17 protein-coding genes and 1 other RNA gene are annotated in these 17480 nt (G+C 35.5%); 9 read left to right on the top strand and 9 right to left on the bottom strand.

Features of this window, described 5'->3' with window-relative positions:
• Positions 1 to 37: 37 nt before the first annotated feature.
• Both HF196_RS03115 and HF196_RS03110 read right to left on the bottom strand, forming a co-directional pair.
• A complete protein-coding gene (locus HF196_RS03115; RefSeq protein WP_168456277.1) occupies positions 38 to 409 on the bottom strand; it encodes a hypothetical protein in 372 nt (123 codons plus the stop codon).
• A 94-nt stretch (positions 410 to 503) separates the two neighbouring features.
• Positions 504 to 1511 (bottom strand): hypothetical protein, encoded by a 1008-nt coding sequence (locus HF196_RS03110; RefSeq protein ID WP_168455770.1) that lies wholly within the window; start codon positions 1509 to 1511, stop codon positions 504 to 506.
• Positions 1512 to 1962: 451 nt separating this feature from the next.
• Between HF196_RS03110 and HF196_RS03105 the strand changes: the two genes are divergently transcribed.
• Entirely contained in the window at positions 1963 to 2337 is a 375-nt protein-coding gene (locus HF196_RS03105; RefSeq protein ID WP_168455769.1) for a nuclear transport factor 2 family protein, read from the top strand.
• A 1-nt stretch (position 2338) separates the two neighbouring features.
• On the opposite strand, the gene HF196_RS03100 is transcribed toward HF196_RS03105, so the two are convergent.
• Positions 2339 to 3274, bottom strand: coding sequence for an aminoglycoside phosphotransferase family protein (locus tag HF196_RS03100; RefSeq protein WP_246198516.1), 936 nt, complete (start codon positions 3272 to 3274; stop codon positions 2339 to 2341).
• 161 nt (positions 3275 to 3435) lie between these two features.
• Here HF196_RS03100 and HF196_RS03095 point away from each other — a divergent pair, with 161 nt between their 5' ends.
• The 3 genes from HF196_RS03095 (at position 3436) to HF196_RS05885 (ending at position 5944) form a co-directional block, all read left to right on the top strand.
• Positions 3436 to 3984 (top strand): GNAT family N-acetyltransferase, encoded by a 549-nt coding sequence (locus tag HF196_RS03095; protein ID WP_168455768.1) that lies wholly within the window; start codon positions 3436 to 3438, stop codon positions 3982 to 3984.
• 175 nt (positions 3985 to 4159) lie between these two features.
• Entirely contained in the window at positions 4160 to 5059 is a 900-nt protein-coding gene (locus tag HF196_RS05890) for an ABC transporter transmembrane domain-containing protein (RefSeq protein ID WP_246198514.1), read from the top strand.
• A gap of 3 nt (positions 5060 to 5062) precedes the next feature.
• Complete coding sequence (locus tag HF196_RS05885; RefSeq protein ID WP_246198512.1) at positions 5063 to 5944, top strand: ABC transporter ATP-binding protein; 882 nt, start codon at positions 5063 to 5065, stop codon at positions 5942 to 5944.
• Positions 5945 to 6065: 121 nt separating this feature from the next.
• On the opposite strand, the gene HF196_RS03085 is transcribed toward HF196_RS05885, so the two are convergent.
• Entirely contained in the window at positions 6066 to 6740 is a 675-nt protein-coding gene (locus HF196_RS03085) for a septal ring lytic transglycosylase RlpA family protein (RefSeq protein WP_168455767.1), read from the bottom strand.
• A 26-nt stretch (positions 6741 to 6766) separates the two neighbouring features.
• Here HF196_RS03085 and HF196_RS03080 point away from each other — a divergent pair, with 26 nt between their 5' ends.
• The 5 genes from HF196_RS03080 to HF196_RS03060 all read left to right on the top strand — a co-directional run bounded on the left by HF196_RS03080 (position 6767) and on the right by HF196_RS03060 (position 11641).
• Entirely contained in the window at positions 6767 to 8485 is a 1719-nt protein-coding gene (locus HF196_RS03080) for a UDP-N-acetylmuramate--L-alanine ligase (protein ID WP_168456275.1), read from the top strand.
• A gap of 1 nt (position 8486) precedes the next feature.
• Positions 8487 to 9764 (top strand): phosphopyruvate hydratase, encoded by a 1278-nt coding sequence (eno, locus tag HF196_RS03075; RefSeq protein WP_168455766.1) that lies wholly within the window; start codon positions 8487 to 8489, stop codon positions 9762 to 9764.
• A complete protein-coding gene (gene cgtA / locus HF196_RS03070; RefSeq protein ID WP_168455765.1) occupies positions 9752 to 10774 on the top strand; it encodes an Obg family GTPase CgtA in 1023 nt (340 codons plus the stop codon). Before eno ends, cgtA begins: the two co-directional genes overlap by 13 nt.
• 71 nt (positions 10775 to 10845) lie before the next feature.
• Positions 10846 to 11181, top strand: a transfer-messenger RNA (tmRNA) gene (gene ssrA, locus HF196_RS03065).
• A gap of 22 nt (positions 11182 to 11203) precedes the next feature.
• Positions 11204 to 11641: a ClpXP protease specificity-enhancing factor SspB gene (locus HF196_RS03060; protein ID WP_168455764.1), complete on the top strand. Its 438-nt coding sequence runs from the start codon at positions 11204 to 11206 to the stop codon at positions 11639 to 11641.
• 78 nt (positions 11642 to 11719) lie between these two features.
• Here HF196_RS03060 and HF196_RS03055 read toward each other — a convergent pair whose 3' ends face one another.
• From HF196_RS03055 to nusA, 5 genes are all read right to left on the bottom strand, one after another.
• A complete protein-coding gene (locus HF196_RS03055; protein WP_168455763.1) occupies positions 11720 to 11962 on the bottom strand; it encodes a hypothetical protein in 243 nt (80 codons plus the stop codon).
• A gap of 363 nt (positions 11963 to 12325) precedes the next feature.
• Complete coding sequence (ubiA, locus tag HF196_RS03050) at positions 12326 to 13183, bottom strand: 4-hydroxybenzoate octaprenyltransferase (RefSeq protein WP_168455762.1); 858 nt, start codon at positions 13181 to 13183, stop codon at positions 12326 to 12328.
• A gap of 2 nt (positions 13184 to 13185) precedes the next feature.
• On the bottom strand, positions 13186 to 13530 hold the full coding sequence (locus HF196_RS03045) for a ribosome-binding factor A (protein WP_168455761.1): 345 nt from the start codon (positions 13528 to 13530) through the stop codon (positions 13186 to 13188).
• A 1-nt stretch (position 13531) separates the two neighbouring features.
• Complete coding sequence (gene infB / locus HF196_RS03040; RefSeq protein ID WP_168455760.1) at positions 13532 to 15847, bottom strand: translation initiation factor IF-2; 2316 nt, start codon at positions 15845 to 15847, stop codon at positions 13532 to 13534.
• A gap of 9 nt (positions 15848 to 15856) precedes the next feature.
• Entirely contained in the window at positions 15857 to 17419 is a 1563-nt protein-coding gene (gene nusA / locus HF196_RS03035) for a transcription termination factor NusA (protein WP_168455759.1), read from the bottom strand.
• Between the last annotated feature and the right edge of the window lie 61 nt (positions 17420 to 17480).

The raw sequence follows: 17480 nt of genomic DNA, 5'->3' as shown, positions 1-17480 counted from the left end.
CATGTGCATTCAATAAAAAGTACACTACAAATGATACTTAATCTTTGTCTTTTTTCTTGCTATCAGGTTGCAAGTTTATATCTTTTGAAAAGTTAAATTTCTCCTTCAGGTAATCCGTTGCTTTCTCTGTGCTACCAAACATCATGACTAACACACCAAACATTATCATGAAAAAGATCAGGCCCCTGAATGCTATTGCAAGTACCACTGCAGCTATACATAACCCTATAATCGTTGAAGGACTCATATTTTCTACAGTATCCTTAGCTGAAAATGAAGAAATAAAATTTCCTACAGTTTCCCGTATATCATTTAAACTATCTACTGCACTTGCTTTGCTAGAATATGATGCAAAGATGAAACCCAACAGGGTTATAACAACCAAAACTCTATTCAATTGAATGTGCATCAACTAAATACCTTTTAAACATCCTTGAATTATAACAACTTTTACATCAAGAGACAAGAGCTGAATTCACTTGTCCACTGCAAGTAACACATATTTAATGTTTATATTCCTTACCGCCTACACTAGGAGAACTTAAATTAGTAGATGTGAATTCACTTGAAGGGGAAGTTAGATACCATGTGACTACTGCTGCTGCAGCAAACGCTGAAGCCATAGCAAATAGTATTGCCCCTGCAGTTATTATTCCTGCAACAAGACATCCCACTGCTGAAAGTATGCAACCTGTTACAAGTACAATGTGAAAATTTCTGTTATGCTGTTTTTCAGGTGGCGTGTCTTCTATAGCCTGTTCTGGCTGCATTTGGTTTTTATTTTCTTCCCTACTACCTAAACTATTGCCAAGCTCAGAAGTTTTCGTACACCTTTTTATTTTCTCCATCATTTCTTCTATAACTTTGCTATATTTTTCACGTATTTCCTTTGGAATATTCAAATTGTTGAGTATTTTATTATCTCCTTGACCGTATTTGTTTTGATTGTTGCTTCTACTACTTACTGGTGATGGTGGTAGGCTTTTCTTATTCAATATGGGTAAGTCTGCTCTACTACCTGGACCTTCACTGGATGAGGGAGTATCTGCGTTATCTTGTTTGTTTATTTGACTACTGCTAAGATCGATTTGATCATTGCCTTTGCTAATAGTTGTTAAAATTATTCCTACTATTTCCCCTTTTCTTGTTTGTTGCGGTTCTTGTAATTGTTTTACTTCTTCACTCATCACTGCGAGTTTGGCCAATTGTTCTGATTGTATTATTTCTCGTAGTAATGCTGGAAGAAAGTGTTTGATATAATACTGATGGTATTTTTGATATTCTCCTGGTTTTTCTGGTGATTTTTCTAATTTAATTTGTTCTCTCAAAAGTGCTTCTAATTTAGTCAATATATTAGGGTTGGCTCCTTGTTTGAACAACCCTTTGCATTGTTTGACAACCTCTTGCACAGCTTTTTGATTTTCTATCACTGTTTTGGATATAATATTGTACAATTGTTGATCATGGTTAGTAGCTACTTTATTACTCTTGGGTTTAAAAGGATTTTGCATAACATTCCTCCATATACAAAGATGTATAGATAGCTCATCAGCGTTAATTTTACATTAAAGCTGGGCTATTATGCTCTGACCTTACCAAAAAAAAAGCGGTGAAAATGTTTTCTATAAATGAGAACAAAAAATTTTATTCTGATTAAAGCATGAAATTACCATAAATTTTCCTGTTATTTCTAAGTTTGGCAATGCTAATTTAGCAATCTATATTATTAAGCTATTAACCAACAAACCCATATTTAACACCAAAAACCAAGGGCCGCGAGAACAAGTTTGCTTGGAATCGGTTGGTATAAGGCATCCAATAGCTTCCTATTAACTTTTCTTATAAGCCCTACACACTTTTGTCTTCTTGAGAAAACCTTTTCTCAATTAGCTATATGTAATTAAATTTGATTCTACATACAGTTTTAGATATTATGTACATGCACGTGAAGCGAGGATTAATATGGTTGATCAAAATCTGAATAAAGCAGAGTCTTACTATATGGCTATGTGTAACAAAAATTTTGATGAGATGGCTTCATATGTGCATCCTCATGTCTGTTTTATAGGTCCTCTTTCAACTATGGATAATAAAAAATCGATAATTGAAGCTGCCAAAAATTTTTCGATGTTTTTTAAGAGCCTTGCAATTCGAGAAAGATTTACTTCTGGCAACAAAGTTATGCTAGTGTTAGATTTTGATTGTCCTGATCCTATAGGTACTTTGCGAGGTACTTCATTTTTATCATTTGACGATGGTCTCATTTCTCGCATCGAATTGTTTTACGATGCTCGCCCATTTGAGAAGAGAAAAGATGAAATTTTTATTCAAAATTGAATTAGAATTCACTAGTTAGAATTTCATCAATAATTTTCCTTTGTTTCATAACTTCTGGGCTAGTCTTATCTTTAAGTAGTACAATTGTAATGAGAGCCTTCCATAAAGCCCAACCACGTGCTCTAGTCCACGTATCTTGATCTAAACACAGATGTGATTTGAAAATTCTTCTGCTCTCGTTTTTCAAAAAATTCCAAGCAATGACCAGATCACAAGCTGGATCACCAATACCCATACATCCAAAATCAATTACAGCATTTATATACCTATCTTTTACTAAGATATTCCCGATTGCCAAATCACCATGTATCCATACTGGGTTCTTACTCCATTTTGAGCTTATAGCCTTTTCCCAAACAGATGTTATAACTTTAGTGTCAACAAAACCCTGCAATTTCATGATTGCTGATTTTACCTCTGCATCATAGACTGATATGTGACCACCACGCCAGTAGTTATGAAGTCCAGGGCTTGGGCCTCCTCTAACATCAATTCTGTGTAACTCATTCAAAAACTGTGCAAGTTGAAAAGCAATCACCTGTAAATTCAGGTCATTTATAGATAGTTTATTTATGCTTTTCCCTTCAATCCATCTGTATATTGACCAATTCCAAGGATAGTACTTTGATGGATGTCCCATTTCGAGTGGTTCAGGAATAGAAAATGATAAGTGCGGTGCTAGTATCTTGAGCCATTTTTGCTCCTTTGTAACTTGCAGTGCATAGCTTTCCGCACTTGGCAGCCTGATCAACATTTCTTTACCTAAGTGAAAGGTTCTGTTGTCTATACCATTAAGTTCAACAGGTTTAACCTCTAAATGAGCCCTCTTTGCAAACTGCTGTGCAATAAGTTTAGTGGCAAGTGATAAAGTAATTTTTAAATGACTATCAGTTTTTGATATCATTGCTTGCTCCACCTCAGAATCTTGTAGTTCCAAAGTGAATCTACTTTTTGCATTAAGTTAATAGTAATTTATTTTAGAATAGGATAAAGGAAAACTAAGGTATATGCTATTCATAATGATTACACAGAGGTGATTATTTGTGGGAACTAAGTATTAAATTTTATGCATAATCTTGAGCTAAACAGAGTGTAATAATGAATAAAAATATCACATTCAAAGCGTTGAGCGCGGAACACTTTTTATTACTACTAAAGTGGTTAAGAACACCTCACGTAAAGAAGTGGTGGGATAAAGATATAAATTGGACATTAGAGTTAATCCAAAAGAAATACAACACTTATGTCAAAGGATTCAAACATTTGGAGCTTAAGGCACAAGTTATTGAAAAACCAATGCATGCATTTATTATTAACTGCGATGGAGTTGATATTGGTTACATTCAGTACTATAATAAACATGATTTTCCGCCAGAGCAAGGTTACAACACCCTATTGCTTCCAGAAAGTTGCGCCGCTATAGATTTGTATATCGGAGAGTTGGACTATATAGGTAAGCAAATTGGTCCACAAGTTTTGGATGTATTTTTAAATGAACTGGTCTTCAAAACTTTTGAAAACGCTTTTGTTGATCCTGACACATCAAATATACGTGCAATTTGCGCTTACGAAAAGGTTGGCTTTAGAAAAATTAGAGAAAGTAATGGCATAACTTTGATGATTAAAGCAAGAACTTTCCAGCTTTGATTATTGATGTTTTAAAATAAGATTAAGAGACAATAGAGGTAGGAGCGTACCAAAACTATATACCTCAAATAAATTTATATTAGTTCAACAACATATATTGTTAATATCTCAACCGATCAACCATTGCTAGCAAGCTTTCCTGTTGTATTATTTCAACAGTAGCACATAATAAAATATGAATGACATAACAACAAAACAGGCCTTATCTTTCATTCTAAAAATGCTGCGCCCATTCAAATGGCACACTATTTTTATGTGCCTCGCATCACTAATTTGGGCAATTGGTCTCTCCCTGGATCCTTATATAGTGAAAATTATCCTAGATCGAATTACAATTGTGCCTAGCAAAAATATATTTGAATACTTAGCTACTCCTGCAACTTTCTATATTTTGATGCTCTTTCTAATCTCGTGTATTAATAGACTGTATGATTATTTTATTAACATCAAGCTTTTTCCCAATCTTCATAAAAGAATTAATGATTCAAGTTTTGATACGCTACTTGGCCAGAGTTATCATTACTATCAAAACAACTTTGCAGGTAATCTTGCAAGCAAAGTAAATCGTTTGGTAGATAACATTCCCGATGTAATAAGAATTATTGCAGAAGTTTTTCTTAATCAATTCCTATCCTTGGTTATTGCTATCTATATGCTATGGACAGTGAACACTGATTTTGCCATTGTAATGATAATCTGGGCTGTATCGTTTATAGTTTTATCCTTGTCTTTTTTGAAAAAGCAAATAAATCTTTCAACGACATTATCAAAATATGGATCAATAATTACAGGCAAGATGGTAGATGTGTTTTCCAACATCTTATCTGTTAGTTTATTTGCAAGGGGTCATACTGAAAGGTCATCGATGTGTTCTGCCAGCAAAAAAGCTAATTTAATGGAACAAAAGATAGGTTGGGTCTATTTGGGAATTTTCTGTGTTTATGGGTTTTCATATGTAATTATGCAAGGGGTTGATTTGTACTTTTTAACCAAAGGTAGATGGCAGGGCACCATAACTGTAGGAGACTTTGCTCTCGTAATGGGAATCAATACTGCTATAGGAAGTTATCTTTGAATTTTGACAAAAGAACTTGAAAAATTTACCAGAGTCTGGGGAAGGGTTAAAGAGGGTTTGCAAGCAATTTCAGTCATTCCTGACATTCAAGACCAGCCAGATGCTGTAGATCTGGTCATTAAAAAAGGGGAAATTACTTTTGATAAAATTCATTTTCATTATAAAGGTGCAGAACCAATATTTGAAAACAAGTCCATAGTAATTAAGTCTGGCCAAAAAGTAGGGCTTGTTGGTTACTCAGGTGGTGGCAAGTCAACATTTGTTAATTTAATTCTTCGACTTTACGATGTAAAATCTGGAAAAATTTCAATTGACGGGCAAGATATTCGCAATGTAACCCAGGATTCTTTGCACAGAAACATTGGAACGATTCCACAAGATCCATCGCTTTTTCATAGGACTCTAATGGAAAATATTCGCTACGGCAGAGCAGATGCTAGTGATGATGAAATCGTAGAGGCTGCTAAACGTGCATATGCTCATGAATTTATTTTAAAATTGCCTCAAGGTTATGAGTCACTCGTTGGCGAAAGAGGTGTAAAACTTTCAGGTGGGCAGAGGCAGCGCATTGCAATTGCAAGAGCTATTTTAAAAAATGCTCCGATATTAATTCTTGATGAAGCAACTTCACAACTTGATTCTGTAACTGAAAGTAGTATTCAGGAATCCCTATGGGAACTGATGCAAGGTAAAACTACAATAGTAATAGCCCACCGCCTATCTACACTTTTGCATATGGATCGCATTTTAGTCTTTGATCAGGGTAAAATTGTAGAAGATGGAACACATCAAGAACTCCTCAATAAAAATGGAATGTATAAAACCCTATGGGATGCACAAGTTGGTGGATTTTTACCGGATAGAAAAGAAAGTACAGAAGTTTAGTATGCATGTTGAGAGATATATTAAAGAACAGCTATAAAATATTTTGATCTATAGTAACTTCTCAAATAAGTGATAGATATTCGTTATGGTATATATAAACCACTAAACTATGTTTTCACTATCACTTATAACTCACTTTTACACAATATCGATCGTTCTTAAAAAGCAATCTAACATTTTTCATTCCTTGATTACGAAGCTTTGATGCAGCTGACTTGGCAGCCTGAGCATTTTTGAAAAATGCAACGTATCCACTACTTTCTGCACTATCTTGCTTTGGGTGACGTTTTTGTATTTCTTTTTCATACTGTTTTCTATAATGAGGAGTCTTTTGTACTAATCGTTCCGACTTTTTCCTTAAATACTGAACTTTCACTTTTGTCAGTCCAGATTTATGAAATCCTAAAATGTGTGCTGCCTTCTCCGATAAGTCTATTATTCTGCCTTCAACAAATGGGCCCCTATCGTTAACCCTGACCATAAGTTTTCTTCCGTTTTCTAAGTTAGTAATAAGAACAAAACAAGGCAAGGGCAAAGTCCTATGCGCTGCAGAAATTAAGTGACGGTTAAATACTTCACCATTGGCTGTAAGTGTACCATGGTCTTCTATTCCATACCACGATGCTACTCCTATTTCCTCATAATGGTTACAGTGTTTTGGATGATAGGTTATGCCGTTTATTGTATAGCTATTACCAATTTTGTAATGACCCGCAGTATCATTACACCTGCTACGAAAACCGCAGCTACTAATCAAAACAAATATTAGGCACAGAAAGGCTAGATTTTTTACCATTGTATTAAGTAGAAGGGTTCAATACCATTAGGATTTTAAATTATACTATAATAGATTTAGTAATAAGTAAACGTTTACTGTCAAACATGAATAGCTCTCAAAGAGAAATAATACACATAATTGGCATAGGTGGAATTGGAATGAGTGCAATTGCTGAAATTCTTCATAACTCTAATTATAAAGTCCAAGGCAGTGATACGCAATCAAATGACAATGTAGATAGGTTACAAAAGCTAGGTATAAGAGTTTATATCAGCCACAATGCCAACAACATTAAACAAGCTCAAATAGTAGTACATTCTTCTGCAATAAAATCCGACAATGTGGAATTAGTTGCCGCAAGAGATAACAACAAAACTATTTTGCATAGATCAGACATACTTGCTGAGATTATGAAAGATAAATATGTGATAGCAGTTTCGGGTTCAAGTGGAAAGACGACAACAACCGCTATGATTGCCTCTATTTTTGACCACTCTGGTACCGATGCAACTGTAATTGCGGGAGGTATATTGAATTCCTACCGAAATAACTCAAAACTTGGCAAGAGTGACATTTTTTTGACTGAGGCTGATGAATCTGATGGAACTATGTTAAAAATCCCTGCAAATATCGCTGTCATAACGAGTATCAATGACGATCACATAGACCATTACGGCACATTTGATAATCTCAAAAATGCATTTTCTCAATTCGTAAGCAACGCAGATTCTGCGATTTTACCTGATTCTGTAGGCATTAATTATGATGCGAGTAATTCTATAACGTTTGGGTTTGAAGATGTGTCTCCTTCTGTCATCCAATCCTCCTTTGTTATTCCAGTGCCACCTCCTGTCATCCCAGTACCACCTCCTGTTGTCCCAGTACCACCTCCTGTCATCCCAGTGCTTGACACTGGGATCCAGAAAAAAAAATCAGCGTCACACTCTGCAAAAGTGAATAACGTTAGAGCTGCAAACATAAAACAACACAATAACAGCATAGAATTTGATGTGTTGATTTATATAGACGAAAGTAACTGGATCCCAGTGTTAAGCACTGGGATGACAAAGAAAGAGCTGTTATCATATAGTTACCACTTGTCATCCAATCCTCCTTTGTCACCCCAGCGCCACCTTCCGTCATCCCAGTGCTTGACACTGGGATCTAGAATTATAAAAAACGTAGTACTATCAAACGCAATAGGTATTCACAAAGTCAGCAACGCCCTAGCTGCAATATCGGTTGCGGTAAAACTCGGAATTAGCGATGAAGATATTAAAAAGGGTCTTGTGGAATTTAAAGGAGTAGCAAGAAGATTTTCTTTAATTGCCAACGTTAAAGGCGCTAAGTTAATTGAAGATTATGCCCATCATCCAAACGAAATACAAGCAACCCTGGCAGCAGCACGCTTGATCACTAAAGGAAAGGTAATAGGAATTATCGAACCGCTCCGTTTTGCTCGCATTCGTAATTTTTTTGATGAGTTTGTACAAGTCTTTATGATGTTTGACTATGTCATTCTCACTCCTGTTCATCCCCCAGAAGATAAGCCTATTCCTGGTTGCGGAATTGATGATATACAGAAAGCCTTAATCAGCAATGGGTTTAGTAATGTAGAGATTATGAATAATGCCTTGCTCATTTCACATCTCATCAATGATTCGACAAATTCAGGTGATGTAGTACTATTTATTGGTGCTGGTGGTAATATAGCCAAACTAGCGAAAGAAACTGCAGCACTTATGTCGGAAATAGAGGTTTAACATGATGAAAAAGATAATTAACAATGTATTCGCAAGAGAAATTTTAGATAGCAGAGGTTATCCAACTGTTGAGGTAGAAGTTGAACTCTGTGATGGAGCAACAGGTAGAGCATCTGTACCTTCTGGAGCTTCAACTGGAAAACTAGAAGCTTTAGAACTGAGAGATCAAGATGAAAAAAGATATTGTGGTAAAGGAGTGCTGAAAGCTGTTCAATCTGTGAATGGAGTGATAGCAGATGAAATTGTTGGCATGGATGCAGCAAACCAGGGTGCGATTGATAAAGTGTTAATCGAATTAGATGGAACGCAAAACAAATCTAAGCTTGGAGCAAACACAACTTTAGGGGTGTCCCTTGCCGTTGCAAAAGCAGCAGCACACAGTTTCAAAATGCCACTATATAGATATTTAGGAGGAGAGCAAGCAAGTGTTATGCCGGTTCCACTCATTAACATAATCAACGGTGGGGTACATGCAGACAATAAACTCGATTTTCAAGAATTCATGATTCTTCCTGTTGGGGCTGAAACTTTCAGTGAAGCAATCAGAATGTCTGCAGAGGTGTTTCATAACTTGCGCAGCATTCTTAGGAAAAAAGGTTATAGCACAAATGTAGGAGATGAAGGTGGTTTTGCACCGAATATCGAAAGCACCGAAGAAGCTCTTAATCTGATAATTCAGGCTGTAGAGTCTGCCGGTTATTCTGTGCAAAGTGACTTTGCACTGGGTCTTGACGTTGCTTCATCTACTTTTTATGAAGATAAAATTTACAAATTTGAAAATAGAGAGCTTACTTCAGAGGAATTGGCTGAGTACTATTGCGACCTTGCCGAAAAATATCCTATAATTTCCATAGAAGATGCGATGAGTGAAGATGACTACGAAGGTTGGAAATTGCTTACCGCAAAATTAGGGAACAAAGTCCAATTGGTTGGGGATGATTTGTTTGTTACAAATTGTGAGCTAATACGCAAAGGAATAGAGGAAAAAATGGCAAATGCTGTACTAATCAAGCCAAACCAGATAGGAACCTTGACGGAAACTTTGGCCGCTATTGAAATGGCAAAATCGAATGGCTACAAAGCCATCATTTCTCACCGATCAGGTGAAACAGAAGACATAACGATATCTCATATAGCAATTGCGTCAAATTGCGGGCAAATAAAGACTGGCTCGCTATCGCGCTCTGATAGACTTGCAAAGTACAACGAGCTGATAAGAATAGAAAGCATACTGGGAGAAAGTGCTAAATACTATCGTGGGTTGGCATGGACTTCATAGACGAAGTTAGATTGTATCTAAAGGCTGGTGATGGCGGTGATGGCTGCGCGAGTTTTCGTCGAGAAAAATTCGTTGAATTTGGTGGTCCAAATGGTGGTAATGGAGGAAAGGGAGGAGACATAGTTTTTGTCAGTGATGCAAATCTCAACACTTTACTTAATTTTCGTTATAGGAGACACATTAAAGCAAACGATGGAAAAAGTGGTGCAAGCAGAGATAGGTCTGGCACAGCGGGAAAAAACGTCGTACTTAAAGTTCCAGTTGGGACACAAATAATCGATGAAGAAAGTGAGGAGGTGATAGTAGACCTTGATAAACCTGAGATGGAATTTCAAGTGGTGCAAGGTGGAAAAGGTGGACTTGGAAACACCAATTTTAAATCCTCTACCAACAGGGCACCAAGGCATTTTACCTACGGTCAACCTGGCGAAGAAAAATATGTATTATTAAAACTAAAAGTTTTATCTGACGTTGGCATTATCGGCATGCCAAACGCAGGTAAATCAAAATTTTTAACTCGCTGTTCAAATGCAGATACAAAAGTAGGTGATTATCCATTCACCACGATAAGACCACATTTAGGTGTAGCAAAAGTGGATGATAGCGAAATTGTAATAGCAGATATTCCAGGAATAATCTCTGATGCTCACCTTGGAGTTGGGCTTGGACATAAGTTTTTGAAACACATAGAAAGGTGTAAAATTTTATTGCATTTAATTGATATAACCCACGATGATGTCATTTCAGCGTATGATTGCACACACAATGAGCTGGGGTTTTATAATGGTGACCTTGTTAGAAAAGAAGAAGTTGTAGTGTTAAACAAATGTGACTTATCGGAAGAAGCAGAAATTCTGGAGAAGAAGAATCATTTGGCTAACTACCTTGATAAAGAAGTACTATGCTTATCAATCGACGATGATTTACAGCCCATTTTGAGGTTATTAAGTGAAAAATTGAAAAAAAGTAGTCCTAAGAAAATTAATAAATATGATCCTTTTAAGACGTGAAACACACAAACAGCCTGAGCAGTTTTTACTAAGTATACAGAATTTTTGACATCAAATTTCTTGAAGTTAAATATCTTGACATTTATTTAATATTACTATATAATAAATGTGTGTATTTTATACACTATGGCAATAAAATTACCTTGTAATAGGTGTATTGGACCCGAGGGCAGTACTCGGCGCCTCCACCATACTTTTTGATTGATATGGGGGCGAATAAGGATCGACATGCATAGTAAAGATGGTAGCTTTGCTCGGTTAGATACCACCGCTAAGAGTTCGTAATTTAAATGCAAACGATAATTTTGCTGCTGACAATAATGTAGCATTAGCTGCTTAATTTAGCACTATAACTTCATTACTATCAGCACGGTTTAGGGAACGCCGGGTAACAGAAGTTCCCCAAGAATTCATGTATATAAAAGTTATATGGATAAAACGGATTACAAAAAGTCACTCAATTTTGCAAAGTGTCAAGTTATCAAAAAGGCTTTAGATGCCATATCAAGCAATGAGTTTACTCCTCACTTAGAAATACTATTTTTTACGTATTTTAATGGCGTTGTCATACCAGATTACTTGAAAAGGTCATATCCTGCTCAAATGCTTATCATATTACAGCATCAGTTTTATGATTTGAAAGTTTTTGAGGATAAGTTCAGCGTAAGATTGAGTTTTTCTGGAAAGCAAGAGCAAATCACCGTACCATTTTTTGCTATTAATGAGTTTCATGATAAAATTTCAGGAGATATTCTAGTATTTGATAAGATCAGTATCGATTCTGATAAAGAATACACTAGTGAAAAATGCACTGAAAAATCATCAAATGGCAGTATCATATCTATAGACCAACTGCGTGATAAATAGTTGCTGAGAGCTTACCCCCATAACATGTGAGAGAGGAAAAAGTAATCTTAATAAGCATGGGGAGCTTTGTGCATTACTCTAATTGTATCTGTTCAGCGGAGTGACAAGATAAGGTAGGCAAGGTAGTATAAAAAGATAATCATAGAGTAAAAGTGAATTTACAACAAAGGGTGTCATTCCAGCGCGTAACGCTGGAATCCAGTGAAAAAAAGAATGGATCCCTATGTCCGCTACTCGGATGACATTATTCAGTAGAATGTTTGTACAGCTTTGACCATAATGCAAGAAGTCTATCACCATTAAGATAAGCGTTATTTTCATTTTTACACAAAATCGAAAATAAGATGGTTCTTATTTTCATTCGTGCAAATAGATAAGCCTTATTTTTATTTTTTACTTTTTTAAAAATAACGCATACTATAAAAAACGGTGTGCTGGAATTGAATGAATGGATATTAAAGAATCGTATATGTTCAGCCAATGACGTCAACTTAAGAACCTCCATTAGCAAACTCTCCTAAAGACATGATAGCGTTTGGGTTTATTTACCTTATTACGGCTATAGGGAAAACACAATCACTAACATTTTTCCTTAGGTTGATGCTATTGTCTATTCAGAGGGATGGCAAGGATAAAAAATAATTGATACAAAATATGAAAATATTAATACAAAGTACTATACATTCAGTTTATAACCCTATCCAAAAGGATGCCACAAAAAAGCAGTAGTCCTACATAGGAATTATTTTTAAATATGGACATGCATTGACTGGAGTCGTCGGGGTTGAGATTTTTATATTGGTAATGAAACATGACCCCCACAGCAAGTAAAGCGATATAGAAAATGTTATTCAATGATGATAAGATACCGGTATATAGCCACATCATAAGAGATATTAAATGAAACCTTTTTAGCCAAGATTTTGTTGTATCACCAAAATACAGTGCTGTTGATTTCATTCCGAGTTTTTCATCATCTCTCTTATCTTGATGAGCGTATATGGTGTCGTAACTCAGTGTCCAAAAGATGCATCCTGCATAAAAGAGCATAGGTTCTATACTAATCTGGTTCTTTACTGCTGCCCAACCTAGGAGCGATCCCATGTTAAAAGTAAACCCTAAAAACAACTGTGGCCACCAAACGTAACGCTTTAGTAAAGGATAAATAATTATCATACACATTGAGATTACCCCAAGTATAAGTGTAGTTTTATTGGTAAGCAGTAGGATTATCAGCGCAATAGACAACAGCAAAGAAAGTAAAATCACAGCTTGCTTTACGCTTAGTGCACCACTTGCAAGTGGCCTATATTTTGTTCGTTCAACATGTGCATCTATTTCTCTATCGAAAATATCATTGATTATGCACCCTACAGGTCTCATTAAAAATGCACCTATAGAAAACAAAATTAGGAGAGCAAAAGTTTGCCACGATAGGGAAGTTGAAGCTAGAATAACTCCACTTAAACTAGGAAATAACACAAGCCATAAACCTGTTAAACTGTGCAACCTCATTAATGAAAAGTAATGATAACAATTCATTATTAAGTATGATTACTTAGTATTTTGCTTACATTAACAAAATTATCGAATGCTAAATCAGTTTTGAAAACTAACTTGGGTACAAACCGCAAGTCAACATAACACAATATGGATTTGCGTATCAACCATGCAGATTGGTTGATTTCATCAACAATAGTGCTAATATCACAATCTTTTTCACTTAATGAAGATAGTACTACATATACATCTGCTTTTTTTAAGTCTTTACTTAACTTTACTTCAGATACCACTACATTTTTATTGAATACCTTACCTTCCATTAAGACTCTGGTTATTGCTCTATGCAGTACAGATGCTATTTTTAGGCTCCTGATTTCTTTTTTCATACTATAATACCCTTTCTTCCTGTACTAACTGATAAACTTCTAGAACATCTCCAACGTTAATATCAACATTACCATCTAGGGATATTCCACATTCAAAGTTCACACCTACTTCCTTGACATCATCCTTAAATCTGCGCAAGGCCTTTATCCTTCCTTCATGTATTAATTTATCATTACGCATTACTTTAATTAGAGAATCTTTTTTTACAACTCCATCACTTACATAACACCCAATAATATTGCTAGTTTTGGATACGTTAAATATCTGCCTCACAGATACAGAACCAATATGCACTTCCCGTGTTACAGGTTTTAACATTCTAGTTAAGTACATTTTCATGTCATCGATAAGCTCGTATATTATAGCATAAGTATGTATTTCTACACCCTTTTGTTTTGCCAAATCTCTTATTTTTGAATCCACTTTGACATTAAACGCTAAAATTACTGCACGAGATGCCTCTGCAAGCAGCACATCTGAATCTGTTATTCCTCCCACTGCTTTGTGTAAGATATTTAATTTTACCTGATCTTTACCGAGTTTATCAATCGAACTTGATATTGCTTCAATAGAACCGCTTACATCGCACTTTAAAACTACAGATATTTCTTCTGCTTCGCTATCATTACGACTAAATATATCTAAACCATAATTGCTTGCATTTTCTTCCTTTTTCTTAATCAGCTCTAATCTGTGTTCAACGATTTCACGCGCCTGCTTTTCAGAATTTGCAACAACAAATTTGTCTCCAGCATTTGGTACACTATTTAAACCAGTAATCTCAATCGGAGTGGAAGGTAGAGCAGTTTTTTCTCTTTGACCAAGGTGGTTAATCATACTGCGTATTCTACCATATGTTGTACCTGCCACCAACATATCACCAACCTTCAATGTTCCTTCTTCAACTATCAATGTTGCTGATATTCCTTTAGCTTTATCTATTTTAGATTCTATCACCCATCCAAGCGCTCGACAATCCTCTATAGCCTCAAGCTTCATTAACTCAGCAATTAATAAAATTGCTTCTTCTAGTTTATCCAAGTTAATTTTCTTTTTTGCTGATACTGGTACAACTATAACATCACCGCTAAGTTCTTCGGGAATGAGATCATATTGAGGTAAACTATTAATTATTCTCTCTACATCACCAGGTTGTGACTTATCAACTTTATTAATAGCAACTATAATAGAAACACTTGCTGCTTTTGCGTGATTTATGGCTTCAATTGTTTGTTTCATCACTCCATCATCGGCTGCAATCACTATTACAACTATGTTAGTGATGTTGGCACCACATGCGCGCATAGCAGTGAATGCTTCATGTCCGGGTGTATCAATGAAAGTAATTTTCTGCTTATCTTTTGTAACTATCTGGTAAGCACCTATATGTTGAGTTATTCCACCAGATTCTCTTTCTGCAATATTAGATTCACGAAATGCATCGAGTAATGAAGTTTTACCGTGATCAACGTGCCCCATGAAAGTGACGACCGGTGGCTTAGGCTTTTTAGGTAGACTTTCTCTACCTTTTATGAAAAATAAATCCTTTTCTTTGTCAGCATCACTCACTCGTTTAGCTATATGATTGAATTTTTCTACTATTTCACATGCTATATCTGGATCTATTAAATCATCTATTCTGTAACTCTCACCCACTTCTTCTTTTAACACCTTTAGTACACCTTTGCCGTCTTCTGCCATACGAATAGCTAACTCTTTGATTGTAATCTTATCTGGTATAATGACCTCCCTTGATATATTCTTACCTTTAGTAAACTTTGACTTTTTATTTCTTATACCAAATCTTTGCCTGGATACTGGAGTTTGTTCAACCTTATCATCTATTGACTGTGCAATTATCAGCTTGGAGTGTTTAGAATATGCATCTTTGTTGGTCTTTAAAGGCTTTGTGTTAGCATCTTCATCATCAATTCCCCCTTCCGCTAGTTTAACTAAGCTAACATCACTTAAGTCCGTTTCTTTAAGTGGAGTATTAGAAGTGCTATCTTCATCATCAATCTTCTCATTAGTATCTTCTTGTTGCGCTACTACTTCTTTTTCTTTCTCTAGATTCTTTTCTCTTAGCAAAGCAGCATTTTGTACGGCATTAATACGAAAAATTTGCTCTTTTTCTGTTAAAGAACCTAATTTGCTTTCATCTTGCTCTTCTGGCTCATGAGTTTTTTTTCTTCTTTTTTTTACTATTGTAGCTCCCGTGCTTAGACCCACTGAAGAACTCAAATCAAGACCTAATTTAAGCTTGTTAAAGCCTTGCAGTGTTAGTTTCTTACTACTGATATCTTCTTCTTTGTTCATATCATTTTGTTATATTATACCAAGCTTCTTACGCGCTTCCATGATTATTGAGTCCACTGTATCCTTCAAATCTTCTTTATTGTTTGCTGAATCAGAAAGTATACTATAGAATTCATAACTTGACAAATCTGCTATATCTTCTAAAGTTTTAATACCATGCTTGCTGAGAGCAATTTTATCATCTACTGATAAAGGTAGGTTGATTACGTCATCTTCCATACCTAAAGTTTTTAACTCTTCTATTTTTTTATCATTTTCTGCTCTTAGGTACTTATTTGCCCTGTTATGCAATTCATTTGCAATATCCTCGTTAAATCCTTCTATCGAAGCAAGCTCTTTAACCGAAGCACTAGATATGTCTTCTACGCTTGAAAAACCTTCCGTGACTAACAGTTGGCCCATAATCTCCTCTAGATTTAGAGCTTCGGCAAACAAAGCCGAACACTGACTAAGTTCTCTACTTCGCCTTTCTGATTCCTGTTTAGTGCTCAGTATTTCAATCTTCCATCCAACAAGCTCTGAAGCTAATCTTACGTTTTGACCCTTTTTTCCTATAGCTAAGCTCAATTGATCTTCAGCAACTATTAATTCTACGCAATTTTCATTTTCATCAATAATAACCTTCGACACTTCTGCAGGAGTAATTGCTTTAATAACAAACTGGCCCAGGTCCGAAGAGTAATGTATAACATCAATTTTTTCTCCATTTAATTCGTGTATTATGGCTTTTATCCTTTCTCCCTTAACTCCAACACAAGCACCTACTGGATCGATGTTCTTATCAGGAGAAAAGACAGCAACCTTAGATCTTGAACCAGCATCTCTTGCTATGGCTTTAATCTTCACCAACCCATCAGAGATTTCTGGTATTTCTTGATTTAACAGTGCTTCCAAAAAGCCTTCATGAGATCTAGAAAGAATAATTTGACGTCCATCATCAGAACGCTTAACAGTGTGTATATAAGCTTTAACCTTATCACCTTCGCGAAATGATTCACCACCAATTAAGTTTCGCAATGGAAGGTATGCTCTAGCATTGTTTATGTCTATAATTAAATCTGAATATTCTAATTGCTTAACAATACCATACCTTATTTCTCCTACTTTATCTTTGAACTCCTCGTATTGCTTTTTTAATTCTTCATATTTAATGACTTGAGCAATTCTTTGCTGAGCAATTCTTGCTGAAGCAAGATCAGTGTTGAGGGAAAGTAATTCGTTAATGGTATCCCCAACTTTTACATCTTCCTTTATTAACTTAGCTTGTGTCAGTGTAATTGAGTCATATCCGGCATTTTCTTTTCCATTTGATTCATCATCAATGACCTTTAACTCTCTGTATGAAGTAACTTTCCCTGTGTTTCTGTCTATATTTACTACAATTTTACTCTTGCTACCATATTTTTGATGGGCAACTGCTTCTATAGCACTTTCTAATGCCTCCATTATTACTTCAAAATCTAGACCTTTCTGGAGTGAAAGTTCCGCTGCTGTTTTTATTATATCAATGCTTCCAACTAAGTTATTTTTGTCACTTTTCTGTTTAACACTACTTCTGCGATTAGCAATCATACAAATAAACCCTATATAATCAGTTATAATTTATAGCTTCAATGGACAAAGAGCACTATTT

Origin of the sequence: Wolbachia endosymbiont of Ctenocephalides felis wCfeJ, assembly GCF_012277315.1 — a bacterium.
Taxonomy (GTDB): domain Bacteria; phylum Pseudomonadota; class Alphaproteobacteria; order Rickettsiales; family Anaplasmataceae; genus Wolbachia.
The sequence above is the reverse complement of the archived record's forward strand: the minus strand, read 5'-3'. Positions and strand labels throughout refer to the sequence as shown.